The 25,456-nt window shown below is 74.7% G+C and carries 25 protein-coding genes; 9 read left to right on the top strand and 16 right to left on the bottom strand.

Translation table 11 applies throughout. The annotated features are described in order from the left end of the window. Positions 1-20: 20 nt before the first annotated feature. Genes AC1Q5D_RS05815 through AC1Q5D_RS05805 form a run of 3 tightly spaced genes read right to left on the bottom strand, consistent with a single transcriptional unit; the run spans position 21 to position 3,510 of the window. Positions 21-992, bottom strand: coding sequence for a carbohydrate ABC transporter permease (locus AC1Q5D_RS05815; RefSeq protein ID WP_481737626.1), 972 nt, complete (start codon positions 990-992; stop codon positions 21-23). Beyond that, positions 985-2,031 carry a carbohydrate ABC transporter permease gene (locus AC1Q5D_RS05810; protein WP_481737625.1) on the bottom strand — a complete coding sequence of 349 codons (1,047 nt, stop codon included), beginning with the start codon at positions 2,029-2,031 and terminating at the stop codon, positions 985-987. Before AC1Q5D_RS05810 ends, AC1Q5D_RS05815 begins: the two co-directional genes overlap by 8 nt. Positions 2,032-2,034: 3 nt before the next feature. Then, entirely contained in the window at positions 2,035-3,510 is a 1,476-nt protein-coding gene (locus AC1Q5D_RS05805; RefSeq protein WP_481737624.1) for an extracellular solute-binding protein, read from the bottom strand. 257 nt (positions 3,511-3,767) lie between these two features. Between AC1Q5D_RS05805 and AC1Q5D_RS05800 the strand changes: the two genes are divergently transcribed. Further along, positions 3,768-4,940, top strand: coding sequence for an alcohol dehydrogenase catalytic domain-containing protein (locus AC1Q5D_RS05800; RefSeq protein WP_481737623.1), 1,173 nt, complete (start codon positions 3,768-3,770; stop codon positions 4,938-4,940). A gap of 61 nt (positions 4,941-5,001) precedes the next feature. Here AC1Q5D_RS05800 and AC1Q5D_RS05795 read toward each other — a convergent pair whose 3' ends face one another. From AC1Q5D_RS05795 to AC1Q5D_RS05780, 4 genes are all read right to left on the bottom strand, one after another. Beyond that, positions 5,002-5,421 (bottom strand): CBS domain-containing protein, encoded by a 420-nt coding sequence (locus tag AC1Q5D_RS05795; protein WP_481737622.1) that lies wholly within the window; start codon positions 5,419-5,421, stop codon positions 5,002-5,004. A 182-nt stretch (positions 5,422-5,603) separates the two neighbouring features. Further along, positions 5,604-6,470: a glycosyltransferase family 2 protein gene (locus AC1Q5D_RS05790; protein WP_481737621.1), complete on the bottom strand. Its 867-nt coding sequence runs from the start codon at positions 6,468-6,470 to the stop codon at positions 5,604-5,606. Further along, a complete protein-coding gene (gene rfaE2, locus AC1Q5D_RS05785) occupies positions 6,467-8,161 on the bottom strand; it encodes a D-glycero-beta-D-manno-heptose 1-phosphate adenylyltransferase (protein ID WP_481737620.1) in 1,695 nt (564 codons plus the stop codon). The genes AC1Q5D_RS05790 and rfaE2 overlap by 4 nt, the downstream gene beginning before the upstream one ends. After that, a complete protein-coding gene (locus AC1Q5D_RS05780; RefSeq protein ID WP_481737619.1) occupies positions 8,158-9,558 on the bottom strand; it encodes an aldehyde dehydrogenase family protein in 1,401 nt (466 codons plus the stop codon). The genes rfaE2 and AC1Q5D_RS05780 overlap by 4 nt, the downstream gene beginning before the upstream one ends. A 214-nt stretch (positions 9,559-9,772) precedes the next feature. On the opposite strand from AC1Q5D_RS05780, the gene AC1Q5D_RS05775 reads away from it, so the two are divergent. Further along, positions 9,773-11,059, top strand: coding sequence for a glycosyltransferase family 9 protein (locus AC1Q5D_RS05775; protein ID WP_481737618.1), 1,287 nt, complete (start codon positions 9,773-9,775; stop codon positions 11,057-11,059). Here the strand turns inward: AC1Q5D_RS05775 and AC1Q5D_RS05770 are convergent. The 7 genes from AC1Q5D_RS05770 to AC1Q5D_RS05740 are packed head-to-tail and all read right to left on the bottom strand — an operon-like array spanning position 11,025 to position 17,794. Next, positions 11,025-11,732 carry an SDR family oxidoreductase gene (locus AC1Q5D_RS05770; RefSeq protein WP_481737617.1) on the bottom strand — a complete coding sequence of 236 codons (708 nt, stop codon included), beginning with the start codon at positions 11,730-11,732 and terminating at the stop codon, positions 11,025-11,027. The two genes, AC1Q5D_RS05775 and AC1Q5D_RS05770, sit on opposite strands and share 35 nt — an antisense overlap. A 43-nt stretch (positions 11,733-11,775) precedes the next feature. Then, the gene (locus tag AC1Q5D_RS05765; RefSeq protein WP_481737616.1) at positions 11,776-13,224 is read right to left on the bottom strand and encodes a PfkB family carbohydrate kinase; all 1,449 of its coding nucleotides are present in this window, start codon (positions 13,222-13,224) and stop codon (positions 11,776-11,778) included. After that, the gene (locus tag AC1Q5D_RS05760; RefSeq protein WP_481737615.1) at positions 13,221-13,922 is read right to left on the bottom strand and encodes a D-sedoheptulose-7-phosphate isomerase; all 702 of its coding nucleotides are present in this window, start codon (positions 13,920-13,922) and stop codon (positions 13,221-13,223) included. The genes AC1Q5D_RS05765 and AC1Q5D_RS05760 overlap by 4 nt, the downstream gene beginning before the upstream one ends. After that, positions 13,919-15,172 carry a glycosyltransferase gene (locus AC1Q5D_RS05755; protein WP_481737614.1) on the bottom strand — a complete coding sequence of 418 codons (1,254 nt, stop codon included), beginning with the start codon at positions 15,170-15,172 and terminating at the stop codon, positions 13,919-13,921. The genes AC1Q5D_RS05760 and AC1Q5D_RS05755 overlap by 4 nt, the downstream gene beginning before the upstream one ends. Further along, positions 15,169-16,167: a glycosyltransferase family 4 protein gene (locus AC1Q5D_RS05750; RefSeq protein WP_481737613.1), complete on the bottom strand. Its 999-nt coding sequence runs from the start codon at positions 16,165-16,167 to the stop codon at positions 15,169-15,171. The genes AC1Q5D_RS05755 and AC1Q5D_RS05750 overlap by 4 nt, the downstream gene beginning before the upstream one ends. Beyond that, a complete protein-coding gene (locus AC1Q5D_RS05745; protein ID WP_481737612.1) occupies positions 16,164-17,264 on the bottom strand; it encodes a glycosyltransferase family 9 protein in 1,101 nt (366 codons plus the stop codon). The genes AC1Q5D_RS05750 and AC1Q5D_RS05745 overlap by 4 nt, the downstream gene beginning before the upstream one ends. Next, complete coding sequence (locus AC1Q5D_RS05740; RefSeq protein WP_481737611.1) at positions 17,261-17,794, bottom strand: D-glycero-alpha-D-manno-heptose-1,7-bisphosphate 7-phosphatase; 534 nt, start codon at positions 17,792-17,794, stop codon at positions 17,261-17,263. Before AC1Q5D_RS05740 ends, AC1Q5D_RS05745 begins: the two co-directional genes overlap by 4 nt. 222 nt (positions 17,795-18,016) lie before the next feature. On the opposite strand from AC1Q5D_RS05740, the gene AC1Q5D_RS05735 reads away from it, so the two are divergent. Then, the gene (locus AC1Q5D_RS05735) at positions 18,017-18,931 is read left to right on the top strand and encodes a glycosyltransferase family 9 protein (protein WP_481737721.1); all 915 of its coding nucleotides are present in this window, start codon (positions 18,017-18,019) and stop codon (positions 18,929-18,931) included. Positions 18,932-19,028: 97 nt separating this feature from the next. Here the strand turns inward: AC1Q5D_RS05735 and AC1Q5D_RS05730 are convergent, their stop codons facing one another. Further along, positions 19,029-19,715: a sigma-70 family RNA polymerase sigma factor gene (locus AC1Q5D_RS05730; RefSeq protein ID WP_481737610.1), complete on the bottom strand. Its 687-nt coding sequence runs from the start codon at positions 19,713-19,715 to the stop codon at positions 19,029-19,031. Beyond that, on the bottom strand, positions 19,712-19,990 hold the full coding sequence (locus tag AC1Q5D_RS05725) for a hypothetical protein (RefSeq protein ID WP_481737609.1): 279 nt from the start codon (positions 19,988-19,990) through the stop codon (positions 19,712-19,714). The genes AC1Q5D_RS05730 and AC1Q5D_RS05725 overlap by 4 nt, the downstream gene beginning before the upstream one ends. A gap of 312 nt (positions 19,991-20,302) precedes the next feature. Between AC1Q5D_RS05725 and AC1Q5D_RS05720 the strand changes: the two genes are divergently transcribed. The 6 genes from AC1Q5D_RS05720 (at position 20,303) to AC1Q5D_RS05695 (ending at position 25,444) form a co-directional block, all read left to right on the top strand. Further along, positions 20,303-21,625 (top strand): extracellular solute-binding protein, encoded by a 1,323-nt coding sequence (locus tag AC1Q5D_RS05720; RefSeq protein ID WP_481737608.1) that lies wholly within the window; start codon positions 20,303-20,305, stop codon positions 21,623-21,625. Further along, positions 21,622-22,587, top strand: coding sequence for a carbohydrate ABC transporter permease (locus AC1Q5D_RS05715; protein ID WP_481737607.1), 966 nt, complete (start codon positions 21,622-21,624; stop codon positions 22,585-22,587). Before AC1Q5D_RS05720 ends, AC1Q5D_RS05715 begins: the two co-directional genes overlap by 4 nt. Before the next feature lies 1 nt (position 22,588). Further along, positions 22,589-23,425, top strand: a complete 837-nt coding sequence (locus AC1Q5D_RS05710) for a carbohydrate ABC transporter permease (RefSeq protein WP_481737606.1) — start codon at positions 22,589-22,591, stop codon at positions 23,423-23,425. A 27-nt stretch (positions 23,426-23,452) separates the two neighbouring features. Continuing rightward, positions 23,453-24,706, top strand: a complete 1,254-nt coding sequence (locus AC1Q5D_RS05705; protein ID WP_481737605.1) for an ABC transporter ATP-binding protein — start codon at positions 23,453-23,455, stop codon at positions 24,704-24,706. 107 nt (positions 24,707-24,813) lie between these two features. Beyond that, positions 24,814-25,080 (top strand): hypothetical protein, encoded by a 267-nt coding sequence (locus AC1Q5D_RS05700; RefSeq protein ID WP_481737604.1) that lies wholly within the window; start codon positions 24,814-24,816, stop codon positions 25,078-25,080. After that, the gene (locus AC1Q5D_RS05695) at positions 25,067-25,444 is read left to right on the top strand and encodes a hypothetical protein (protein ID WP_481737603.1); all 378 of its coding nucleotides are present in this window, start codon (positions 25,067-25,069) and stop codon (positions 25,442-25,444) included. Before AC1Q5D_RS05700 ends, AC1Q5D_RS05695 begins: the two co-directional genes overlap by 14 nt. Positions 25,445-25,456: the final 12 nt, after the last annotated feature.

The raw sequence follows: 25,456 nt of genomic DNA, 5'->3' as shown, positions 1-25,456 counted from the left end.
CTTCGTGCGGGAGTGCCGTGCTAGCCCTTGGTCCCGGTGGTGGCGATGCCCTGGATGAAGTGCCGCTGTCCGGCGAAGAACAGCAGGATCATCGGGATGGTCGTGATGACGCCGGCGGTGATGATCAGCTCCCAGTGCCAGTTCCCGGCGAAACCGAACTGGTCGAGCATGGCCTTCAGCCCGCGGGGGACGGTGAACGTGTTGGCGTCGCGCAGGTAGATGAGGGGGCGCATCAGGTCGGTCCACGCGGCCTGGGTCTCGAAGAGCAGGGTCACCACGAGCGCGGGCTTGCAGAGGGGCAGCGCGAAGTGCCTGAACAGCTGCCAGTCGCTGGCCCCGTCCGTCCTCGCCGCGTCGAAGATCGAGCGGGGAAGCCCCAGGAAGAACTGCCGGAGCAGGAAGATGTAGAACGCCGAGCCGAACAGGTTCCCCGCCCACAGCGGCGTCAGCGTACCGACCTGCCCCAGCGCGTCCCAGATCAGGTAGGTGGGGATCATGGTGACGGCGCCGGGGAGCATCATCGTGGCGAGCACCAGGAAGAACAGCGCGTCCCGGCCCCGGAAGCGGTAGTACGCGAAGCCCCAGGCGACCAGCGCCGAGCTCAGCGTCACCGCGACCGCCGCCAGCACCGTGACCAGGACCGTGTTCCCGATCCACAGCGCCAAGGGCGCTTCCTGCCAGACGTCGACGTAGTTGGCCAGCGTCGGGTTCTCCGGGATCAGCTTGTTGTCGAAGACCTCGCTGCGCGGCTTGAGGGAGGCGCTCAGCAGCCAGACGAGCGGGTACACGAACACCAGCGTGGCCGCCGCGAGCAGCACGACGGCGGCGCCCCGGCCGACGCGGGAGGCCCAGCGGCTGGCGGGGGAGCGGCCCGCGTGGCCTCCACCGGGGCGCGGGCCCGCGGAGCGTGGGTCCTCCGGCGGGCGGCGCGACGGGCTCCGGCCGGGGGCCGCGCCGGGCAGGGCCGCCCGGTCGGTCAGGGTCTCAGCCACCGTCTTCCCCCTCGTAGTAGACGAGCCGGCGCCCGACCGTGAGCTGGACGGCCGTGATCGCCGTGATCACCAGGAAGAGCACCCAGGCCATCGCCGACGCGTAGCCCATGTTCAGGAACTCGAAGGCCTGCCGGAACAGGTAGATGACGTAGAACAGGGCGGCGTCGTTGCTGTAGGTCGTGTTCCCCGCCCCGAAGAACGCCGTGTACGCCTCGGTGAACGACTGCAGGGCCGCGATGGTGTTGACGACGACCAGGAAGAACAGGGTCGGGGAGATCATGGGCAGGGTGACGGCGGCGAAACGGCGTATCGGCCCGGCCCCGTCGACGACGGCGGCGTCGTAGAGGTCCCGCGGCACGTTGTTCAGCGCCGCGTAGAAGATGATCGTCGAGCCGCCCACCGTCCACAGGCTCATCAGCACCAGGCCGGGCTTCACCCAGGCCGGGTCCGTGGTCCACGCCGGCCCGTCGAGGCCCACGAGCCCGAGCACGCCGTTGATCAGGCCCTCGTGCCCGTTGAACAGCAGCAGGAACAGGACGCCGACGGCCACTGGCGGCGTCATGTTCGGCAGGTAGAACGCCGTCCGGAAGAAGCCCTTGGCCCGCTGGACCCGCTGCAGCAGCATGGCCAGGCCGAGGGAGAACGCGATGTGCAGGGGCACCAGCATCGCCGCGTAGATGGCGGTGTTGCGCAGCGCGACCGCGACCTTGGGGTCCTCGGCCAGCCGGCGGTAGTTGTCGACGCCGATGAAGTTGGGGTCGGTCAGGACGTCGTAGTCCGTCAGGGACAGGTAGGCGCTGTAGAGGATCGGCCAGAGCGTGAACACCAGGAACCCCAGCAGCCAGGGGGAGAGGAACAGGAGCGCATGGCGCAGGTTCCGCCGCCGGGCCCGGACCTGCCCCGGACGTGGCCGGGCCCGGGGCGGACGTGGCGGGGCGTGCCCCGGACGCGGCGGCGCGAGCCCCGGACGCGGCGGCGCGATCCCCGGGCGGGGCTGGGTGTGTCCGGGACGCGGCCCGGCCGCGGACGAGCTGGCCATGGGCTAGCCCTCGCCCTCGCCCCCGCCTCCCTGCGAGTCCCAGTCGGCCCAGGCCTCGTCGAGGGCGGACTGGGCCTCCTGCTGGGCCGTGGCCAGGGACTCGGCAGGGTCCTGCCGGCCGGTCAGCACCCGGTTGGCCGCGTCCAACCAGGCCTGCTTGAACTCGGCGTCCGCCGGGTTCGCCGGCAGGGAGAAGCCGTTTTCGTTGGCCGCATAGGAGGCCTCGACGCCGGACTTCCACGGCTCGGTCAGGTCGTTCTCGGGGGAGTCGACGAACTCGGCCTTGATCCGCTCGTCCGCTGCCCGGTTGCCGGTGAAGAGCCCGGTGAACGGCTTGCCCTCGGAGGCCCGCTCGTCCGCGCGTGCCGTGGCGGCGGCCAGCCAGGACTCGGTCTGCGTCATGTGCTTGATGAACCGGCATGCGGCCTGCGGGTTCGCGCCGCCCGTGGGGATCGCCCACGCCGAGCCGGAGGCGAAGCTCAGGGGCGTGTCGGAGCCGCGCTCCTTGAACGTGGTGAAGGCCATCGGCGCGTCCGCCGAGACGTCGTTGAGGATGTTGATGTACCACTGCTCCATGGGCATGGCGCCGAGGTCGCCGGACGCGAACTGGTTGTCCTCGCCGAAGAAGTCCGCCGAGTCGCGGAAGGCCTTGACCTCGCCGAACCCACCCTGCTCCTCGTAGATCCCGACGGCGAACTCGAGGGCCTCGACGACCTTCGGGTCGTCCAGCTGGGCCGTGCGGCCGTCGGCGGAGATCAGGTCCGCGCCGTTCGCCTTGGCCCACAGGGGAAGGAACTCCGGAAGCTTCGAATCCACGCCGATGACACTGAGCTTGCCGCCCTCGCGCTGCATGAGCTGCGTGTTGGCGGCCGCGACGGCGTCCCAGTCGGACCCGTCGACGTCGGAGGTCTCCAACCCGGCCTCGCCCAGGAGATCGCCGTTGGCCATGACCACCTGGACCTGGTTGAACTCGGGCACCCCGTACGTCTGGTCCTGGAAGCGCCCCTGCGCCAGCGCGGACTCGCGGAAGTCGCCCAGCGCGATCCCCTCGCCCTCGATGCACGAGTCCAGCGGCATGATCGCGCCCCGCGAGGCGAACGTGCCCAGCTGGTCGCGGTTGGCGTAGATCAGGTCCGGGGCGTCCCCGGCGGCCACCGCGGAGAGGAACTGCTGCACGTCGAGCTCGCCCTCGACCGGCTTGACGTCGACGCCCGAGACCGCCTCGATGGCCAGGTCCGTCCGGGTGCGGGCCACCTCGTCAGCGTCCGGATTGAACCCCATGATCGTCAATTCGCCGGAGAGCTCGGCCTCCGGGCTGAACGACGCCGCCGGCTCCTGGCTGCCCTCCGGCTGCGACCCGGTCGCGCAACCGGCCAGCAGCGCCACGGCCCCGAGCCCGGCCCCGGCCCGGACGGCGAGACTGAGGCGGCGGGGAAAGGCTCGTTGCGGGGACGGGGTGCGGCGGTCGTACGGGATCATGCCGTCTCCTTCTTGAAGCCAACGTCCCCCCGGAGTCCGGACCCGTGGGCATCCGGTGTGGGCGTCACGTGCTGGTGCGGTCTCGGCCCGCCGCCACCGGGCCGCCGGGCTTTTGCCGAACATACGCATAGCCTGTGGTGCTGTCCATACGAACGGAATTTCGGAAGGGGCACCCGCCTTCGGCCCTTCCGGATCCCTTGGGCCCCGCCGCGTGCGCATGGTTCACTGGCGCCGACCGTCGACGGCAGGAGGGCACCGTGAAGGCGCTGACTTGGCAGGGCAAACGCACCGTCGCGCACGAGGAGGTCCCGGACCCCTCCCTCCGCGAGCCGCGCGACGCCATCGTCCGCATCACCTCCACCGCCATTTGCGGTTCGGACCTGCACCTCTACGAGCTGCTCGGGGCGTTCATGCACCCCGGCGACGTCCTGGGGCACGAGGCCATGGGCGTCGTGGAGGAGGTCGGTCCCGGAGTCGAGGGCCTGCGGCCGGGCGACCGCGTCGTCGTCCCCTTCAACATCGCGTGCGGTGAGTGCTGGATGTGCCAGCGGGGGCTGCAGTCCCAGTGCGAAACGACCCAGGTGCGGGCCCATGGATCGGGCGCCGCGCTGTTCGGCTATTCGGACCTCTATGGCCGGGTGCCGGGCGGGCAGGCGGAGTACCTGCGGGTGCCCTTCGCGGACCACTCGTGCGTCGTCGTGGGGCGGGACCTGCCCGACCACCGCTACCTCTTCCTGTCCGACATCCTGCCCACCGCCTGGCAGGCGGTCGAGTACGCGGACGTCCCCGAGGGCGGGACGCTGGCAGTGTTCGGCCTCGGGCCGGTGGGGCAGTTGGCGGCCCGGATCGGGCGGCACCGCGGGCACCGGGTGCTCGGCGTCGACCCGGTGCCGGAGCGCCGCGCCATGGCCGCCCGGCACGGCATCGAGACGGTGGAGTCGGGGCGCGGCGTGGCCGACCGGCTGATCGAGCTGACCGGGCGCGGCCCGGATGCCGTCGTCGACGCCGTGGGCACCGAGGCCCACGGGTCTCCCGGGGTGAAGCTGATGCAGCAGGCGGCGTCCATGCTGCCGAAGCCGCTGGGCAGGCCGGCCATCCGGCACGCCGCCGTCGACCGGACCGCGGCGTTGCAGGCCGCGATCGGCTCGGTCCGCCGGGGCGGGACCCTGTCCATCAGCGGCGTCTACAGCGGGTCGCTCACGCCGATGCCGGTGCTGAAACTGTTCGACAAGCAGATCCAAGTCCGCCAGGGGCAGTGCAATGTGCGCCGCTGGACCGACGCCCTGCTGCCCCTGTGCGAGGACCCGGCCGACCCGTTGGGCCTCGACGACCTGACGACGCACACCGCGCCCCTGGCCGAGGGGCCGGACCTCTACGGCACGTTCCAGCGCAAGGAGGACGGCTGCATCAAGGTCGTCCTCCAGCCGTAGCCGGCCCCGCGGGGGACCGTCCCGGCCGTCGTCGCGCGCCGGGCCTGGGCGCCCCGGCGGCTCAGTTCTCCATCGAGATCAGGTTGACCAGGTCGCCGACGCGCTCCTTCGGGTAGCTGCGCGCGATGTCGGCCTGGGTGACCATGCCGACGAGCTCGTGCCCGTCGATCACGGGCAGGCGGCGCACCTGGTGCTCCTGCATCGTGGAGATCGCCTCGTCGACGTCGTCGTCGGCCCCGATGGTCACCGGCTTGCCCTCGGCGAGCGATCCGGCCGTCGTCGTGCGGGGGTCGCCGCCGGTGGCGATGCAGCGCACGACGATGTCCCGGTCGGAGACCATCCCCTTGAGCCGCTTGTCCTCGCCGCACACCGGCAGGGAGCCCACATTGAGGCCGAGCATCTTGAGCGCCGCGGCCTCGAGCGTCTCGTTTTCGCCGATGCACTCGGCCGGGCTGGTCATGATTTCGCGGGCGGTCGTCATGCCGATCATCTCCTCGGCGGCGCGGTACCGCCGCCAATGGTCGCGGATGGGCTTGCGCTTCGACGGTAGCCACGCCCCGGGGGCCGGGCAAGGGGCGCGGGCGCGCGGTGGCGTGGCGGGCGACGGCCGGCTGGCCGGTCGGCCCGCGCCCGGCCCGCCCACGATGGACACGGCCCCGGGCGTTAGGCCCGCTCCACGGGCAGGATGGCCGTCGCCTCCACGGAACGGTCGGTCACGGTGGTCGGCGCCTCCAGATGCACGGCGCCGGAAGGCAGGAGGCCGCATCCGCCGAAGCGGGCCATGACGCGCTGCTGTGCCAGCGCGTCCTCGCCCGCGTGGCCCGCTGGAAGCTCCTCCCAGAAGCCGAAGCCCCCGCTCTCGAGGAGCTTGGCGCGGTCGAAGAGCACGCAGCCGCCGACCCACGCCACCTTGTACAGCTCCAGGTCAGCGGGGCCGAGTCCGCGGGCCGCTGCGAGGTGGGCGAGGTTCGCCGCGTTGTGCAGCGTCCAGCGCTCGAACCCGGGCCCGTCCCGCCGGACGGTCTCCGGCTCGGGCGTGTCCTCCCAGGGTTCGTAGGGCGCCTCCTCGCCGGGCCGCCGGTCGTCGAGGAAGGACAGGCCCTGCACGGCGGAGCCGACGAAGCCGCAGCCCGCCTCGTCCAGCGTCCGCGACATCCGCTCCAGCGTGCCGGGCTCGAGCCACACGTCGTTGTCCAGGAACAGCACGTGGGGGCTGGAGGCCGTCGCGAGCAGGAAGTGCCGCTGTTCGGCCACGCCGCGCCGGTGCGGCCGGTGTTCGAGCCGCACTGCACGGCCCTGGGCCCGCAGCAGCTCGACCATGGTCCCGACGGCGGGCTCCTCCCACACGGGGGAACCGGCCGTCTGGTCCGCGACGGTGACGGTGAAGTCGGGCTCGGCCTGCGCCGCGAGCGAGGACAGGGTGACGGCCAGCTCCGCCGGGCGGTCGAGCGAGGGAATCAGCACGTCGACGCGGGGTGTGGGCGCCTGTCCCCGGGGCGCCGCCCACGCCGCGGCCCGGCGGGCCGTCACGGCCCCGCCTCCTCCGGACCGGTGTGCCGGGCAGCGCTGCCGGTCATGCCTCCGGCAACGCCGCCGGTCATACCTCCGGCAGCGCCGGCAACACCGCTGGCCCCACCGACGGAGCCGGTGCCGGCCGCGCGCGCGGCCGCACGACCGGGGGCCAGGCCCGCCCCATCCGCGGGCGCGCCCCCGGTGCCGGGCCCTTCGCCGTCGGCCCCCTCGCTGCGGATCCGGCGCACCAAACCGCTGGTCGAGTGGTCGGAGACGTAGTCGAGAATGGCGACCCGGCCTCCGTAGGCGGCGACGACGGCGGCCTCGGCGAGCATCTGCTCCGTGTAGTCCCCGCCCTTCGCGTAGACGTCCGGGCGCAGCCGCTCGATCAGCGGGGCGGGGGTGTCCGTGCCGAACACCGTCACGTGGTCAACGCAGTTCAGCGCGGCCAGGACGGCGGCGCGGTCCGCGGCCGTGTTGATCGGCCGGTCCGGGCCCTTGATCCGGCGCGTGGACGCGTCGTCGTTGACGGCGACGACGAGCACGTCGCCCTGCTGCTTGGCCTGCTCCAGGTAGCGCGTGTGGCCCCGGTGCAGGACGTCGAAGCATCCGTTCGTCAGCACGATCCGCCGCCCCTCGGCCCGGTGCCGCTCCACCTCCCGCTCGAGCTCCTCGGCGGAGATGGCGGCGTCCGCGAGCCCCCCGAGGTGCGCGGCCAGGTCCGCCGTCGTGCACACCGAGGTGCCCTGCCGGTGCACGACCACGTCGGCGGCGGTCTGGGCCAGGTCGATCGACGTCGTCAGGGGCAGTCCGGCGCCGAGGGCGACGGCCAGGCACGCGACGAACGTGTCGCCGGCTCCCGAGGCCTGCTTCTCCGTCGTCGGCCGCGCCCAGGTGCGGTGCCCGGTGCCGTCGCGCGAGACCAGTTGGGTTCCGTCGCGGTCCAGCGTCGCGACCACGTGGTCCGCGCCGGCCGCCGCCAGCAGGTCCCCGGCCCGGGACGCGAACAGCGCGGCCCGGTCCTCGTCCGGGGCCGGGCGCGCGCCGAGCAGGCGGGCGGCCTCGGCGGCGTTCGGGGTCGCCAGGTCGGGGCGGAGCCCGGCCCACCGGGCGGGGTCGTGGGCGTCCACGAGCACCAGGGGCCCGTCCGCGCGCCCGCCGAGCCCGGCCTCCAGCGCCTCCCGGACGGGCCCCTCGAGCGCGCCCGCCGCGTAGTCGCAGACCACGACGACGTCGGCGCCGGCAAGCCGCTCGCGGATCCGGTCCGCGAGTCCGGACAGCGCGACGGGATCCGGGTGCCGGTCCTGGTCGTCGAGCCGCAGGAGCAGCTGGTCGCCGCCCACGATCCGGTACTTCGTGGTCGTGGTTCCCGGGTGGGACTCGAGGACGGCCTCGACGCCGGCGTCGGCGAGCAGGGCGCGCAGGCGTTCCCCGGCCGGATCCGCCCCGACCAGGCCGAGCACGCTCGCGCGGCCGCCGAGCCGGGCGACGTTGACGGCCGTGTTGGCCGCCCCGCCGGCGGCGTAGTCCCGCCGCTCCAGGTCGACGACGGGCGCCGGCGCCTCCCGGCAGAGCCGCTCGCTGCGGCCGTGCCACCAGCCGTCGAGGATGACGTCGCCCACGACCAGCACGCGGGGTGCCGCCTCGGCCAGGACGGCCGGGACGCGGGCCGTGGGGGCGGTGAGCCGCCCCGGGTCGATCCGGTTCACGCCCGGTCCCCGCCGCCCGGGGACTCCAGGTGGACGACCTTGATCCGCGTGAATTCGTCGAGCAGCTCCGGACCGTACCCGAACCCGGCGCCGCTGTCTCCCGCCGGCTGGGCGGACCCGCCCGGCGCACCTCCGAACACGGCGTTGACCTTGACGGTCCCGACGGGAAGTTCGGCGACGGCCCGCTGGGCGCGCCCCAGGTCGGGGGTCAGGACGGTGGCGGCCAGGCCGTAACGCCCCGCGGCGGCCTGCCGCAGGCCCTCGTCGAAGTCGGCGACCTCCATGACGGGGGCGACCGGGCCGAACGTCTCCTCGCGCATCACGTCCATGTCCGCGCCGCAGCCGAGCAGGACCGTGGCGGGGTAGTGCGCGCCGGGCCCGTCGGGGATGCTCCCGCCCTCGGCGACGGCCGCCCCGGCCGCGGCGGCCTGCTCGACGTGGGAGTGCACCGTGTCGCGGAGGCGCCGGTCCACGAGCGGGGCGATGCCGGACGCGTTCAGCGCCCGCGCCCGGTCGACGAGGGCCTCTGTGAACGCGGCGGCCACGTCGCGGTGGACGTAGATGCGCTCGACCGACGTGCAGATCTGGCCGCTGTTGGCGAAGGCGCCCAGCGCGGCCTGGTCCGCCGCCCACGCCGGGTCGACGCCCGCGTCCACCAGCAGGGCGTCCTTCCCTCCGTTCTCGCGGAGCAGGTGGGCGCCGGTGGCCGCCACCGCCTCGGCCAGGCGGCGTCCCGTCGCCGTGGAGCCGACATGGGCGAGCACGTCGACGCCGTGGCTGGCGGCGAGGGCGGCCCCGGTGGCGGGTCCTCCGGTGAGCGTTGCGAAGACGCCCGGCCCGACGATGCCCTCCACGAGGCGACCGAGCAGGTCGCCGGTGTGGGGACAACGCTCGCTCGGCTTGTGCACGACCGTGTTGCCCGTCGCCAGGGCGGCCCCGATCAGGCCGCTGGCGACGGCGACCGGGTCGTTCCACGGCGTGAGCAGCGCGGCGACCCCGCGGGGCTCCGGGACGGTGTAGTCGGCGGCGGTGCGGCCGCCGCGCAGGCTGTGGCCGCGGTGGACCGGGCCGAGCTCGGCGTACTGGCGCAGCGTTCCGGCGCCGGCGTCGACCCCGGCGGCGGCCTCGTCGACGGGGCGGCCGGTCTCGCGGTGGTTCAGGTGCGCCAGCTCGTCGCGGTGGCGCTCCAGGGCATCGGCCGCCCGGTGGAGCAGGGTGCCGCGGTCGGCCGCCGGCAGTGCCCGCCATCCGGGCTGGGCGGCGCGGGCCGTCTCCACGGCCGCACGGACCGCCTCCGGCCCGGCCTCCAGGAGCGAGCCGACCAGGGAGCCGTCGGAGGGGTCGTGGATGGTGATCGTGCCCGCCTCGGCGGGGGCGCTGGTGGTGGTGGATGGCATGCCGTTCCTCCTCGTGGGTGGGTTGCGGTCCTACGGGTGGGGTACCCACCCGCGGCGCCGGTTAGACATCGACGGGCGGGGCGCGGTGCCGTGATCCGGCCCGGCTCCGCCCGTTCCGGTTCCGCCCGCCATCCGGCGCCCGTCGTCCCGCCGTCGGCCCCGCCCCTCCCGGCGACCCTTGTCTGGCGGGCCGCCGTCGCATAGTGCTAGGCGCATGGCCACGGACACCACGCGAGCGGATTGGATCGACGACGAGCGGAACGGCCGTGCCGTCCCGGAGGACGGGACCCTGCCCGACGGCGGCGCGTCCGGGAGCGCCGTCTCGGCGTGTGCCGCGCCCCGGGACCCCGTGCCCGACGGCGGCCGGCCCGCGGGGGCGCAGCGCCGCGCCGTCGGGCCCGTCTGGCCCCCGTTCGAGGGGGTGCGCCGGATCGCGGTCCTGCGCGGCGGCGGGCTCGGGGACGTCCTGTTCGCCGAGCCGGCCCTCCGGGCCCTGGCCGCCGCCTACCCGGAGGCCGAGATCACGCTGCTGGGCACGCCCCTGCACCGGGACCTGTTCGCGGGCCGGCCGGGGCCCGTCGGGGACGTCGAGGTGCTGCCGTTCGCCGAGGGCGTCCGGCCCGGCCCGGAGGACCCGGAGGCCGTCGAGGCGTTCCTCGCGCGGATGCGCGCCCGCCGGTTCGACCTGGCCGTCCAGGTCCACGGCGGCGGCCGCTACTCGAACCCGTTCCTGCTCCGGCTGGGCGCGCGGCACACCGTGGGCACCCGGACGCCGGACGCGGCGGAGTTGGAGCGGACGCTCGGCTACCACTACTACCAGCACGAGGTGCTGAGGGCGCTCGAGGTCGCCGGCCTCGCGGGGGCCAGCACGGACTGGCTGGAGCCCCGCTTCGAGACGACGCCTGCGGACCTCGCCGAGGCGGATGCGCTGCTCGGGGAGCTCGGCGCCGACGGGGGAGCGGAACCGCTGCTCGTCGTCCACGCCGGCGCCACCGACGAGCGGCGGCGCTGGGCGCCGGAGCGGTTCGCGGACCTGGCCGTCCGGGCCGCCGCGGACGGCTACCGGGTGCTGCTCGTCGGCGACCCGTCCGAGGCGGCGCTGGCCGACGGCATCGCCCGCCGCGCCGGGCACCCGCGGGTCGGGTCCGTCGCCGGCCGTCTGGGCCTGGGCGGGCTCGCGGGCCTGTTCGCCCGGGCCGCCGTCGTCGTCGGCAACGACAGCGGCCCCCGGCACCTGGCCCAGGCGGTGGGGACGCCCACGGTCGGCGTCTACTGGGTGGGCAACCTGATCATGGCGTCCCCACTGGGCCGCGCCGAGCACCGGGTCCACCTGGGCTGGGTGACGCACTGCCCCCAGTGCGGGCTCGACGTGACGCAGGTCGGCTGGACCGCGCCGCGCTGCGAGCACGTCTTCCCGCTCGTGGACCAGGTGGACCCGGCGGACGTCTACGCGGACGTCGTGGACCTCACGGCCACGAGTCCTCGCCCGAGTGGGCGATGAGCATCTCCCGCACCTCGCAGCCCGCCGGCTGGGACAGCGCGAACATCACGGCCTGGGCCACGTTCGCGGGGTTGTTCAGGCGCGAGTTGTCCGCCGGGCGGTACTGCTCGGTCCGGTCGTCGAAGAAGCGCGTGTCCATGCCGCCCGGGATCAGCGTCGTCACGCCGACCTCCCCGGCGGTCTCCGCGGCCAGGGCCCGCGTGAAGCCGAGGACCCCGAACTTGGAGGCGCAGTAGGCCGTCGCGTCCGAGACGCCGCGCAGCGCGAGCGTCGAGGCGACCGTGACGACCCTGCCCCGGCTGGCCTTCAGGTGCGGCAGGGCGGCCCGCACCGTCGAGACGGTGCCGAGCAGGTTGACGCCGAGGACGAGCTCCCACTCGTCCGCGGCGACGTCGTCGAGCTTGCCGCACCGGTCGATGCCGGCGGCCGTGACGACGCCGTCGAGGCCGCCGAGCGCCTCGGCCGCCGCGGCGACCGCGCGTTCGACGCCCGGCCGGTCCGTCACGTCGACCTCGTGCCGGTGCTCGGCCGTGCTGGCGGAGACGTCGCGGTCCAGGACCACCGGGGTGCCGCCGGCCGCCTGGATGGCCTGGACGATCGAGGCGCCGAGTCCGGCGCCACCGCCGGTGACGACGACCCGTCCGGGCGTGGGGAACTGGGAATCTGCGGTCATGGGGTTCCTTTCGTCGGGAGTCGGTCCGGGGCCGGCCTGGCGCTCAGCCAACGCTGGCGAGCGCGCTCGCCAGCGCCGTGGTCGACCGGGCCGGGTGGTAGGGGACGGTGAGGCAGCGGCCGCCCCAGCTGCGCAGCAGGGCGGCCTCGGGCAGGGCGTCGGCGTCGTAGTCCCCGCCCTTGACCCACACGTCGGGGCGCAGGCGCTCGAGCAGGGCCAGCGGCGTGTCCTCGTCGAAGACGAGCACCGCGTCCACGAACTCGAGCGCCGCGAGCAGTTCGACGCGGTCCTCCACGGCCATGATGGGCCGCTCCGGGCCCTTGAGCCGGCGCACCGAGTCGTCGCTGTTGAGGCACACGACCAGGCCGGCCCCCAGCTCGCGTGCCGCGCGCAGGGTCCGCGCGTGGCCGGCGTGGAGCAGGTCGAAGCACCCTCCCGTCGCGACCAGCGGCCCGCCGGCGGCCCGGAGGCGGCGGACCGTCTCCCACGGGTCGGTCGCCCGGCCGTCGGGGGCGGGAGACGGGACAGTGGGGGCGGGGGACGGGACAGCGGGGGCGCGGGACGGGACAGTGGGGGCCACGGAGGGGCCGCCGGGTCCGGCCGGGGCCGCGGCGAGGGACGCGACGCCGCCGTCGGCGATGAACCCGCTGGCGCTGGCGACCGCGCCGGCCGCCGCCCGGGGCAGCCCGTCCCCGCGCGCGAGGCGGACGGCGAGGGCGGAGGCGAACCGGTCGCCGGCCCCGCACGGGTCCCCGTCCGCCGGCGCGGGGGCGGGCACGTGGTGGCGGGCGCCGCCGTCGTCCACCAGCGCCCCGCGCGCACCGAGCGTGACGACGACGCCGGCCACGCCCCAGCGCCCGCGCAGAAGCGCTGCGGCCGCGGCCTCCGGGCCGCCGTCGGCGCCCGGGTCCCCGGCGGGCGCGCCGGCGAACGCGAGCGCCTCGGCCCGGTTCGGCGTCACGGCGGCGACGCCGGGGACCGGGGCGGCGCCCCTCGGGTGGGGGTCCCACACGACGGGCACCCGGCGCGCCAGGACCGCGAGCGCCTCGCGCAGGGCCGGGGCCTCGAGCAGGCCCCGGCCGTAGTCGGCGACGACGACGGCCTCCGCCGACTCCAGCGCCCGCAGCATGGCGGGCGTCGGATCGGGGACCGGCGGCGGGGCGCACCCCTCGTCGAACCGGACGACGGGCTGGCCGGCCGCCCGGATGCGCGTCTTGACCGGGGTCGGGGCGTCGGACGGCCCGGCCACGAGCTCGAGGCCGGCCAGGCACCCGCGCAGCCGGTCGGCCGCCTCGTCCCCGCCGAGCACGGTCACGAGCACCGGCTCGACCCCGTCCCGCGCGAGCATGCGGGCCACGAGCCCGGCACCGCCGGCCCGGTGCACCGAACGCTCGACGTCCACGACCGGGACCGGGGCGTCCGGCGCCAGCCGGGTGGCGGGGCCGTCGACGTCCCGGTCCAGCAGGACGTCCCCCACGACCGCGATCCTCACGGCGCCACCCCCCGCGGCGCCGGGGTCCCGCGCAGCCGCGCCACCTCGGCGTCGAACGCCCGGCACAGGGCGTGGACGGCGACCAGGTGGCACTCCTGCACGTTCGCCCCGGGGCCCTCGATGGCGACGTGCTCGTCGCAGACCCGCGTCAGCGGATTCGGGGCGGCCCCGGTGAGGGCCCACGTGGCGATCCCCTGCTCCCGCGCGGCCTCGGCCGCCCGCAGCAGGTTCGGGCTCTTGCCGCTCGTGGTCAGCAGGATGAGCGTGTCCCCGGGACGTCCGTGCCCGCGCACCTGGCGGGCGAAGACCTCGCCGTACCCGTAGTCGTTGGCCAGGGCCGTCACGGCGGAGGACTCCGCGTGCAGGGAGATCGCGGAGAACGCCTCGCGCTCGCCGTCGAAGCGCCCGACCAGTTCGGCCGTCAGGTGCTGGGCCTCCGCGGCGGAGCCGCCGTTGCCCGCGGCCAGCAGCCGCTGCCCGGCCACGAGCGAGTGCGCCAGGCGGGTGCCCCAGGCGGCGAGCCGGTCCGCCGACTGGCGCAGCGAGACCAGGGCGGGGCCGACCTCGTCGAGGTGGCCCAGGACGGTGCCGAGGGCGTGCCCGCCGTCGGCGGCCCCCGCCGGTCCGGAGGCCTCGTTCGGGGAGGCGGCGGGGCGCCAGTCCGGCGCCGTGGGCAGGCCGAGGGAACGGCGGATCACCGCGCACCCCCCAGCCCCTGGCGGACGGCGGCCGGCTCGCCCGTGCCGGCCAGGGCCTCACGGTACGCGTCCTCGGTGGCCGCCGCGACGGAGCCCCACGAGTAGCGCTGCTCGACGCGGCGGCGGCCGGCCCGGCCCAGCCGGCGGGCGAGGGCCGGGTTCCCGAGCAGGCGGGCGAACGCGGCGGCGAGGGCCTCCGGGTCCTTCGGCGGCACGTGCAGCCCGGTCACGCCGTCGACCACGGTGTCCTGCAGCCCGCCGACGGCGGCGGCGACGACCGGGACGCCGCACGCCATGGCCTCCAGCGGCACAATGCCGAACGGCTCGTACCAGGGGGCGCACACGACGGCGGTGCAGCCGGCGATGACGTCGGGCATGCGCGGCTGGGGGAGCTGGCCGGCGAACACGACGGCGTCGGCGACCCCGAGCTCCTCCGCCAGGGCGCGCAGGCGGGCCGCCTCCGGGTCCGCGGTCAGGCCGTCCGGGCCGGAGCCGCCGCCGACCACGAGCAGCTCGACGTCGTCGATGCCGCGCCCGCGCAGCAGCGCCAAGGCCCGGACGGACAGGTCGACGCCCTTGCGCGGCACGAGACGGCCGACGGCGGCGATCCGGCGCCGCCCGGACGGCGCGAGCGCCGCCTCCGGCGCGGAGAACCGGTCCAGGTCCACGCCGCACGGCACCACGGACACGCCGGCCGGGTCGACGCCCAGGGCCTCGAGCTCCCGGACCTCGTCCGAGCAGGTGGCGACGATGCGTCGGGCGCGCAGGGCGACGGACGGCTCGAGCCATGCGCGCTCCGGCGGGCTCGTGTCGGCGGCGCCCTGGTGGCGGCGCTTGACGGTGCCCAGCGCGTGGAAGGTCTGTAGCACGGGCGCGTCGACGCCGGCCATCTCGACGGCGTCGAGCGCGGCGAGCCCCGACATCCAGAAGTGGCCGTGGACGACGTCGGGGGCGGTGGCGTGCCAGTGCGTGGCGATGCCGGCGGCGAGCTCGGGCATGTGCGGCAGCAGCCCGTCCTTCGGGACGGGGGCGGCGGGGCCGGCGTCGACGTGGACCACCTCGAACCCGGGCATGACGGTCACACTGGGCGGGAGCCCGCGGCGGTCCCGCCGCGTGAAGACGGTGACGTCGTGGCCGCGCCGGGCGAGGGCGGCGGAGAGCTCGGCGACGTGGACGTTCTGTCCGCCGGCGTCGACGCCCCCCAGCGCCGCCAGCGGGCTGGCGTGCTCGGAGACCATGGAGATCCTCATACCCTGCTCCCTTCGGTCGCGCCGGCGGGGACGCGCCCCGCGGCGTCGTGCAAAACCGTGTCCCAGTCGGTGAGGAAACGCGCCAGCCCGTAGCGGGACAGCGCGGCCTCGCGCGCCGCCAGCCCGCGGCGGCGCGCCTCGTCCGGGTCCTCCACCAGCCGCCGGGCCATGCGCGCCAGCTCGGCCGGGTCGGCGGAGACCGCGCCCGCCCCGTCCGGGACGGCGCGGGAGGCCTCGGTCGCGTCCAGCACCAGGACGGGCATGGCCAGGTGCATGGCCTCCAACAGGGCCAGGCCCAGGGACGTCCAGCGCAGCGGGTGCGCATAGGCGCGGCAGCCGGCCAGCAGCGGGTGCATGCGCTCCGTCGGCACGTCGCCGTGCACGGTCAGCCGGTCCGGCCCGAGACCGGTCGCCTCCGGCAGGAGCCGCGTGCCCATGCCGAACGCCTCCAGGGGCGCCGCGGCGGCCAGCCCGGGCAGCAGGTCCGTGCCGGTGACGCGGCCGCGGCGGACCGGTTCGTTGACCACGACGCCGAGGGACGCCCGCTCGCCCGTGTACAGGGGGCCGGGATCCACGATCCCGTGCTCGATGACGGTGGCCGGGGCCCGGCCGTTGTCCCAGAAGAGCCGGTTGAAGTGCGTGACGTGCACGAGGGGGATCGCCGACTGGTCGGCGAGCGGGTGCACCGAGTTCGGGACGTCGCCCTTGGGCGTGTTGTGCTCGAGGAACACCGCGGGCAGGTCGCGGCCCGGCTCGCGGCCCGTCAGGCGGCGGCAGGCCTCGATCTCCTCGGGGCGCTGCAGCACGACCACGTCGATCTCCTCCTCGGCGAGCCGCGCCGGGTCCACCTCGCGCGCCCCGGCCGGCCAGTCCCGGCCGCCGCGCCCCAGGCCCCACGGCCCGCCCTCGGGCGTGGCGGGCAGCAGGTACTCGTGGGGGCCGTGGACGAACGCGTCCATCCACCCCCCGTGCACGTGCCAGAGCAGGATCCTCATGGGGCGTCTCCTTTCCCGGTCCGGCACAGGTCCGCGGGGGACGTGCCGGGCCGGAGTCGGTCGGGCCCGCCGGCGGGCGGGCGGCGGTCGGCGTCGAGGCGCAGCACGGCCTCGAGGACGGTCTCGGGGTCCACCCGCGCCAGGCACGGGTGGCCGGGCACCGGGCAGTCGCGGGCCCGGGTGTTGCGGCACGGCGCGTCCTGGTCGCCCAACAGCTCGACGGGGACCCGGTAGGGCGCCCAGCGCACGGCCGGGACGACGGGGGAGAACAGGCTCGCCACGGGCGTGCCGACGGCGGCGGCCAAGTGGGCCGGCCCCGTGTTGCCGCACACCAGGGCGCGCGCGCCGGCGAGCAGGCCGGCCATGGCGGCCAGGTCGGTGCGCCCGCCCAGGTCGACGCCCGCGACGCCGGCGACGGCGGCCGTGAGGTCCCGCTCCGAGCGGCCTCCGGTGACGAAGACCCGGTAGCCGTGGGCGTGCAGCAGCTCCACGAGCCCCGCGTGGTGCAGGGCGGGCCAGCGGCGGGCGGGCACGGCGGCCCCGGGGTGGACGACGACGTAGGGCCCGGCGCCGGTCAGCTCCGACACGTCGGGCGGGTCCACGACGCGCAGGGCGCCGTCGTCGCCCGCGGGGAGCCGGTGGCCCGCTGCGGCGGCGATGCGCAGCGCCCGCTCGGCCTCCGGCTGGTCCTCCTCCAGGTCCTCGCCCGGGCGCAGCCGCACGTCCAGCAGCGACCCCGGGTAGTCGACGGACGCGCCCGCGATGTGGGCCACCCCGGCCAGACGCAGCAGCAGGGCCAGCGGGAGCGGCGACTGGTGGAACGAGGTGAGGACGACGGCGGCGTCGACGCCGGCGTCCCGCACGGCCGTGACGAGGTCCTCGACGTGGTCCCGCGTCGCGGGCGGGGCCGGGCTCGTGATCCACGGGCTGTCCCAGACCAGCACCTCGTCGACCCCGGGCAGCAGGCGGGCCGCCGGGGCGCCCTGCGGGCCGCAGAGCATCGTGACGCGGGCCCCCGCGGCGACCGCGCGCACGGCCGGCCCGGCGAGCAGCACGTCGCCGGCCGAGTCCAGCCGGGCCACGAGGACGCGCCTCACCGCAGGCACCCCAGCAGGTCCGTGACCTCGTAGAGGGAGCGGGCCACCGTCTCGGCCGCGTCGACCTCCACCTTCAGGGTGCGCGGGGTGGGCACGAGGATGCCGCGCGCCCCCGCGGCCCCGGCCGCCTCCATGTCCGCGCCGATGTCGCCCACGACCACCGTCCGGGACGGGTCGACGCCGAGCCGGTGGCACAGCCGCAGCACCATCGTCGGCGAGGGCTTTCGGCAGGTGCAGCCGTCGTCGGGGGTGTGCGGGCAGTGCTCCCACGCGTCGAAGGGCCCGAGCAGCTCGTCGACGCGGTCGTTGACGGCCGCCAGCTCCTCCGGGGTGATCAGGCCGCGCCCGACCCCCGACTGGTTGGAGACGACCGCGCACGGCACGTTGCGCATCCGCAGCGCGTGCAACAACTCGGCGGCGCCCGGCATCGGGCGGACCTTGTCCGGGTCCCTGTTGTAGGGAACGTCCTCGACGAGGGTCCCGTCGCGGTCGAACAGGACGGCGCGGGGCGTGGTCGCTGGCATGTCCATACCCGACGGTTACCCCGCGCCCGCCGCGGCTATTCACGCCGGTCCGAGACGGCCCGGGCGCGGATGCGGCAGGATGGCCTCCGGACACGGCCCCGGGCGGGGCTCGGCGGCGGAAGGAGCGCGATGGCGGACCACGGTCGGGATCGATGGAGCACGGGGCGGGACCGGGCGGAGGGGGCCGGCGGCGGCCTTCCGGACCCCGCCGGCGGCGGGCGCCCGGAGATGGTGGTGCTGCGCGCCCTCAAGCTGGGCGACCTCCTCGTGGCGGTTCCGGCGCTGCGCGCCCTGCGCCGGGCCTTCCCCGAGCACCGCATCCTCTACGCGGCGCAGGGCTGGCTGCGCCCCGTCGTGGACCTCGTGGGCGGCATCGGGCTGCTCGACACGCACGGCCTCGACGTGCCGATCCCGCGCGCGCCCGGCACGGTGGATATCGCCGTGAACCTGCACGGCAACGGAGCCGAGAGCCGCGGCCGGATCGAGGCCCTGCGGCCGGCCCGGATCCTCGGCCACGCCAGCCCCGGGTGGGAGGGGCCGGACTGGCGGGACGACCTGCACGAGCGGGAGCGCTGGGCCCGCCTCGTGGCCTGGCACGGGGTCCCCGCCGATCCGCTGGACCTGCGGCTGGAGGCGCCGGCGGGGCCGTCCCCGCGCCCGGGCGCCGCCGTCGTCCACCCCGGCGCCGCCTACGGGAGCCGGCACTGGCCCGTGGAGCGCTTCGGGCAGGTGGCCAAGTCCCTGGCCGCGGCCGGGCACGACGTCGTTTTCACCGGCAGCGCGGGGGAGCGGGACCGCGCCCTGGCCGTCGCCGCCGCCGCGGGCCTTCCCGAGTCGTCGGTCCTGGCCGGGGGCCTTCCCCTCGAGGCGTTCGCGGCGCTGGTCGCCGGCGCCGCCGTCGTCGTCTCGGCCGACACCGGGGCCGCGCACCTGGCCTCGGCCTACGCCCGGCCCTCGGTGGTCCTGTTCGGGCCCGCGCCGGCCAGCCAGTGGGGGCCGCCACCGGGCCCGCACGCCGTGCTGACGGACGTGTCGCGGCGGCGCGGCGAGACGTTCGCCCCCGACCCGGACCCGGCCCTGCTCGCCGTGGGGGCCCGGGACGTGCTGCACGCCCTGGACGGTCTCGGGGTTCCGGTCGGGTAGGGCCCGGGGCCGGGGCGGGGCGCACGGCGGGGGGACGCGCCACCGGATCCGTGGCGCGGGCGCCGGTCCCGCCGCCACGGGCGGGACCGGCGTGCAGCTACGCGTGGGGCGCGACGAGCAGCTCGTGCAGGCGCACCAGGGTCCGGGAGAGGATGCGCGAGACCTGGACCTGGCTCAGGCCGACCAGCTCGCCGATGCGCTGCTGGCTCATCTCCTCGACGTAGCGCAGCCGGAGGATCCGCCGCTGGGTCCCGTCCAGCTGCGCCAGCGCGGCCCGCAGGTCGAGCTTCTCGTCGATGCCGTAGCCGGACAGCGGGGCCGGCAGGACCTCCGCGAGGGAGCGGCCGTCCAGCTCCGCGTCGAGGGAGGCGGGGCGCAGGCAGTCGGCGCTCGCGACGGCGGCGGCCGCGTCCTCCGGAGGAACGTCAAGCAGACTGCTGATGTCGTCCACGGTGGGCTCCCTTCCGAGTTCCTGCGCCCAGGTCGCGGACCGGGCGGCGATGGTGTGGTGCAGTTCCTGGACCGCGCGCGGCGGGCGGACAACCCAGCCGGTGTCCCGCAGGGCTCGCTTCAATTCGCCCGTCACGGTCGGGATGGCGAAACCGACGAACGGGACGCCGGCGGCGGGGTCGTAGCGGCGGGCCGCCTTGACCAGCCCGAGCCGGGCGACCTGGACCAGGTCGTCGCCGTCGCGGGCACCCCGGGCGAAGCGCCGGGCCAGGCGGTCGGCCAGGTCGAGGTGTTCCGCGACCAGGGCGTCGGCGCGGGCGTCGAGCGCCGTCACCGGTGGACGAGCTTGAAGAAGGTGCTGGGCGAACCGTCCGCCTTCTGCTTCTGGTAGAGCAGCGCCAGCCCGGCCGATTCGAACTTCCCGAACCACTCGTCCCAGTCCAGGCGCTGCAGCTCGTCCTCGCCGGCGCCCCCCGGGAAGTCGAAGCGCAGCACCCCGGGGTCGTTCCCGCCGGACGTCTCCTTCACCGCGGCGGGGTGGCCGTCGTTCGACTCCACCCACTGGCGTATCTCGTCGTGGTCGGTCGTGGTCGTGCTTTCCGACGCCATGGCTCTCCCTCCGTCTTCCGCCCGCCACGGGGGCGGGCGGAACGATCGCTGGGCCACCGTCGGTGGCCGGAAGCGGCCGACGGCGGCGGTCGGGCGGCACCCTGCTTGGAAGGCCCCGGCCCTTCTGGCGCCAAAGTAGGGAGGCCCCCCGGGGAAGTCCAGAGTCCCTGAAACGGGCGGCGCCGCGCTTCCGGACACGGCCCTGCTTCCGCACTAGTCAAAGCCCCATCGGCGTTCTAGTGTCGTGTGAAGCGGGCCACATGGCGGCCTCTGGCCGCCGACGGCTGACCTGGACTGGAGAAGTGGAGGCGCATGCCGATGCCGAATCACCCGAAAAGCCCGGCCGCCCGCGCGCGCGGACGTCGGATCGCAACCGTCGCCGCCGCCTCGGCGGCGCTCCTCTTGTCGGGGTGCGGCGAGGCCGAGGGGCCGCCCGTGCTGACGTGGTACACCAACCCCGACGACGGTGGCCAGGCGGAGATCGCCCGGCAGTGCACCGAGGCTGCCAACGGCCGCTACCGGATCGAAACGACGCTGCTTCCCGCCGACGCGGCGTCCCAGCGCGAGCAGCTGGCCCGGCGCCTCGCCGCGGGGGACTCCTCGCTGGACATCATGAGCCTGGACCCGCCGTTCATCCCCGAGCTCGCCGAGCCGGGGTTCCTGGCGCCCGTGCCCGAGGACACGGCGCAACGGACCACCGAGAACACGCTGGAGGGCGCGCTCGCCGGGGCCCGGTGGGACGGCGAACTGGTGACGGTGCCGTTCTGGGCCAACACGCAGCTGCTCTGGTACCGCAAGTCCGTGGCCGAGGCCGCGGGGCTCGACATGAGCAAGCCGGTCACCTGGGAACAGCTGATCCAGACCGCCAAGGAGCAGGACAAGGACCTGGCCGTGCAGGGCACCCGGGCCGAGTCCATGACCGTGTGGGTGAACGCCCTCGTCGAGTCCTCCGGTGGGTCGATCCTCGAGAACCCCGAGGCGGCGGCCGACGAGCTCGAGCTCGGCTTGAATTCCGACGCGGGTCGGCGGGCCGCGGAAATCGTCTCGAGCATCGGCGACGAGGGCGTGGGAGGCCCGGGCCTGGCGACGGCCGACGAGAACGCGTCGATGCTCCTGTTCCAGGGGGACCGGGGCTCGTTCATGGTCAACTGGCCCTTCGTCTGGCCGGCCACCCTCGGCGCCGTCGAGGAGGGCAATCTGCCCGAGTCGCTGCCCGAGGACATCGGCTGGACGACCTACCCCGCGACCGTCGAGGGGGAGCCGACCGCGCCGCCGCTGGGCGGCATCAACCTCGGCGTGGGGGCCGAGAGCGAGCACCCGGACCTGGCCTACGACGCCATCGAGTGCATCGTCAGCCCCGAGCACCAGGTCCAGTACTTCATCACCAACGGCAACCCGCCCTCGGACTCGACCGCCTACGAAGACCCGAAGGTCGCCGAGCAGTTCCCGATGGCGGACACGATCCGCGAGTCCCTCGAGCTCTCGGCCCCGCGGCCGCAGACGCCCTACTACAACGAGGTGTCGACGGCGATCCAGCAGTACTGGGCGCCGCCGTCGTCCGTCGAGCCGGGGACCACGCCCGAGGCGACCACCACCTTCATCACCGAGGTCCTGCGAGGGGAGAGGCTGCTGTGAGCTCCACCGTCTACACGCCGCCGAAATCGGCGGCCGCCGCCGGCCGGAGGCCGGGCGTCGTCCTGTCCGACCGTCGCCGGGCCGAGCGCCGGCTCGGCTGGTGGCTGGCCGGCCCCGCGTTCGTCGTCATGCTCCTGGTGACGCTGTACCCGATCCTGCAGGCCCTGTGGGACTCCCTGTTCAGCTTCCGACTCACCGCGCCGGGGGAGCGGGAGTTCGTGTTCCTGCAGAACTACGCGGTGATCCTCACGGACCAGGTGTTCTGGCGCGACCTCGGCGTGACCGTCCTCATCACGGTCGTGACCGTCGTCGTGGAGCTGGTCCTCGGGTTCCTGCTGGCGCTCGTGATGCACAAGGCGCTCAAGAGCGTGCGGGGCGTCGTCCGCACCGCGATCCTGGTGCCCTACGGCATCATCACCGTGGTGTCCGCGTTCGCGTGGTTCTACGCCTTCGACATCAACTCGGGCTTCGTGAACAACTGGTTCGACTGGGTCCCGGGCATCGGTCCGGAGACGAACTGGTTCGCCGGGACGTGGACCAGCCTGTTCGTCATCATGGCCTCGGAGATCTGGAAGACCACCCCGTTCATCTCGCTGCTCCTGCTCGCCGGTCTGGCGCAGGTGCCCGACGAACTGACGGAGGCGGCCGAGGTCGACGGCGCCACCTGGTGGCAGCGGATGCGGCGGGTGATCCTGCCCAACATGAAGGCGGCGATCATGGTCGCCGTCCTGTTCCGGGCGCTGGACGCGTTCCGGATCTTCGACAACGTTTTCATCATGACCAACGGGGCCTTCGGCACCGAGGTCCTCTCACTGCTGGCCTACCGCACCTCGATCGGGCGGCTGGAGATCGGGCTCGGGTCCGCGGTGTCGGTGATCCTGTTCCTCTGCGTGCTGCTGATCTCCTTCGCCGCCATCAAGCTCTTCAAGGTCGATCTGGCCGGATCCCAGGGAGGGAAGTGAGATGTCCAGGACCCAGAACCGCGTCTGGTGGGCCGTCATCACGGTGGTGGTGCTCGTCTACGCGCTCTTCCCCGTGGCCGCGATCTTCGCGACCAGCTTCAAGGAGCCCAGCGACCTGACGACCGGCAAACTCCTGCCCACGACCTGGTCGACGGCGAACTACGAGCAGATCCTCGTCGGCAACGCCCAGGACCTCTTCCTCTCCGCGCTGCGGAACTCGATCGGGATCACCCTGATCGCCACGTTCATCGCCGTCGTGCTGGCGACGCTGTGCGCCTACGCGATCGCGCGCCTGGACTTCCCGGGCAAGAAGATCATCCTCACCACGGCGCTGGGCGTGTCGATCTTCCCGGTCATCTCCATCGTGACCCCGCTGTTCAACGTGTGGCGCAACATCGGCCTGTACGACACGTGGCCGGGGCTGATCATCCCGTACCTGTCGCTGACGCTGCCGATCTCGATCTGGACGCTGGCCGCGTTCTTCCGGCAGATCCCGTGGGAACTGGAGCAGGCGGCGCAGGTCGACGGCGCGACGACGTGGCAGGCGTTCCGCAAGGCGATCGTGCCGCTCGCCGCCCCGGGCGTGTTCACGACCGCGATCATCGCCTTCTTCATCGCGTGGAACGACTTCGTGTACGGCATCTCGCTCACCTCCACGGAGGCCGCCAGGCCCGTGCCCGCCGCGCTGGCGTTCTTCACGGGGGCCTCCCAGTTCGAGTCGCCGACCGGCGCCATCTCGGCGGCGGCGATCATCGTGACCATTCCCGTCGTCGTGCTGGTCCTGCTGTTCCAGCGCCAAATCGTCTCCGGCCTGACCCAGGGCGCCGTCAAGGGCTAGCGGCCCCCGAACCGAAAAGGACACCCCATGGCATCGATCACCCTGAAGAACCTGGTCAAGAAGTACGACGACGGATTCCCGGCGGTCAACGACGTCTCCATCGACATCGCCGACGGGGAGTTCGTGATCCTCGTCGGGCCGTCCGGCTGCGGCAAGTCCACGCTCCTGCGCATGATCGTCGGGCTGGAGGACATCACCAGCGGCGACCTCCTCATCGACGGGAACCGCGTCAACGAGAAGGCGCCGCGGGACCGGAACCTGGCGATGGTGTTCCAGAACTACGCGCTCTACCCGCACCTGACGGTGTTCGAGAACATCGCCTTCCCGCTGCGTCTGGCCAAGGGCCGGCACACGGACGCGGAGATCCGGGAGCGGGTCGAGGCGGCCGCGTCGACCCTGGAGCTGACCGAGCACCTGGAGCGCAAGCCGGGGAACCTCTCGGGCGGGCAGCGCCAGCGCGTCGCCATGGGGAGGGCGATCGTGCGGCAGGCCGACGCCTTCCTCTTCGACGAGCCGCTGTCGAACCTCGACGCAAAGCTGCGCGGGCAGATGCGCTCCGAGATCTCGCAGATGCAGCGCCGGCTGGGGACCACCAGCGTCTACGTCACACACGACCAGACAGAGGCGATGACGCTCGGCGACCGGGTGGCGGTACTCAAGAAGGGGGTGCTGCAGCAGGTCGCGTCGCCGCGGGAGCTCTACGAGCAGCCGGCGAACCTGTTCGTGGCCGGATTCATCGGCAGCCCCTCGATGAACTTCCTTCCCGCGCACCTGGACGGCGACGTGTTCCGCACGCCGATCGGCGACCTGCCCGTCCGGTCGAAGCGGGCGGAGGTGGCGCGCGGGCGGGACGTCGTCCTGCTCGGCGTGCGGCCCGAGTTCTTCGAGGACGCCGCCATGGTCGACGAGAGGCAGCGCGGCGAGGGGGTGGAGTTCGACGCGACCCTCACGCACACGGAGTGGCTCGGCAACGAGCAGTACGGGTACATCGATTTCGACCCCAGCCCGGAGGTGCGCGACCTCTTGGCCGGACTGGCCCGGGACATGGACGCGGACGAGTTGCGCCCGCAGATCGTCGCCACGCTGGATGCCGCCAGCCGCCTGCGCGGCGGGGAGCGGGCGAGGCTGTGGCTCGACAACCGCCGCGTGCATCTCTTCGATCCCGCGACCGGCGAGAACCTCACGCGCGATGCCGAGGCCGGGGCCGAACTGACGCGCCAGGCCTCGGAGGATCGCAAGGCCCAGATAGAGCGGGCCCGGGAGCGCGCCGCCGCCCAGTGAATCCGGGGCGTGCCGGTGCTTCCGCTGGGGTTGACCCGGCCACGGTCGGCAGGCCTACCGTGAGGCCAGCGGCGGCCCGGACGGGCGGCCGGGGAAGGAGGAGGTCGATGGATGCGAACGGTCCCGCCGGTGCGCACCCGGCGCGGCGCTCCCGCAGCCGGCGGCGTGGCCTGTCCATGGTGCTCTGGGGCGCGATCGTTGCCGCGGGCTTCGGCGTGTTCCTGTGGCTCACGAGCGAGGACCGCGGCTCGGTCTCCCCGTTGTGGATCGGCGTCGCCGTGGGCGTCGCGATGATGGCTTACGGGCTCTTCCGCTGGCTCCGTGGCCCGAACGAGTTGGACTTTCCCGAGGGAGGATCGAATGTCACCGACTGAAGAACCAGAATACGTCGACCCGACCATCGGCGAGGCCCCCGATGCCGAGCCCCTCGACGGGCGGGACTCGCAGGCCGTCACCGAAGGCTCCTCGGACGACCCCGAGACCCTCGACGCGCAGGACCCGCTCCGCGACGCCGAAGCGATGCGCCTGGGAGGCGACGGGATGCATACCGATCCGCTTCCGGGGGATGAAACCTACACCGGTGCCGCCGACGCGGAGGTGGCCTCCGGCCTCGAGCCGGGTGCGGCCGGTGAGCCGCCCGTGCGCCACGGGGCCTCGGGCCTGCACGACGGAAGCGGCGACGACCGGACGCCGAGCCCCGCGGACGGCGACGAGGAGAACCGCTTCGACGCCGGCTGAGGCGGGCGAACC

The sequence above is a fragment of the Arthrobacter paludis genome (assembly GCF_056782315.1).
Note: the sequence above shows the minus strand (reverse complement) of the source record. Positions and strands in the feature narration are given on the sequence as shown.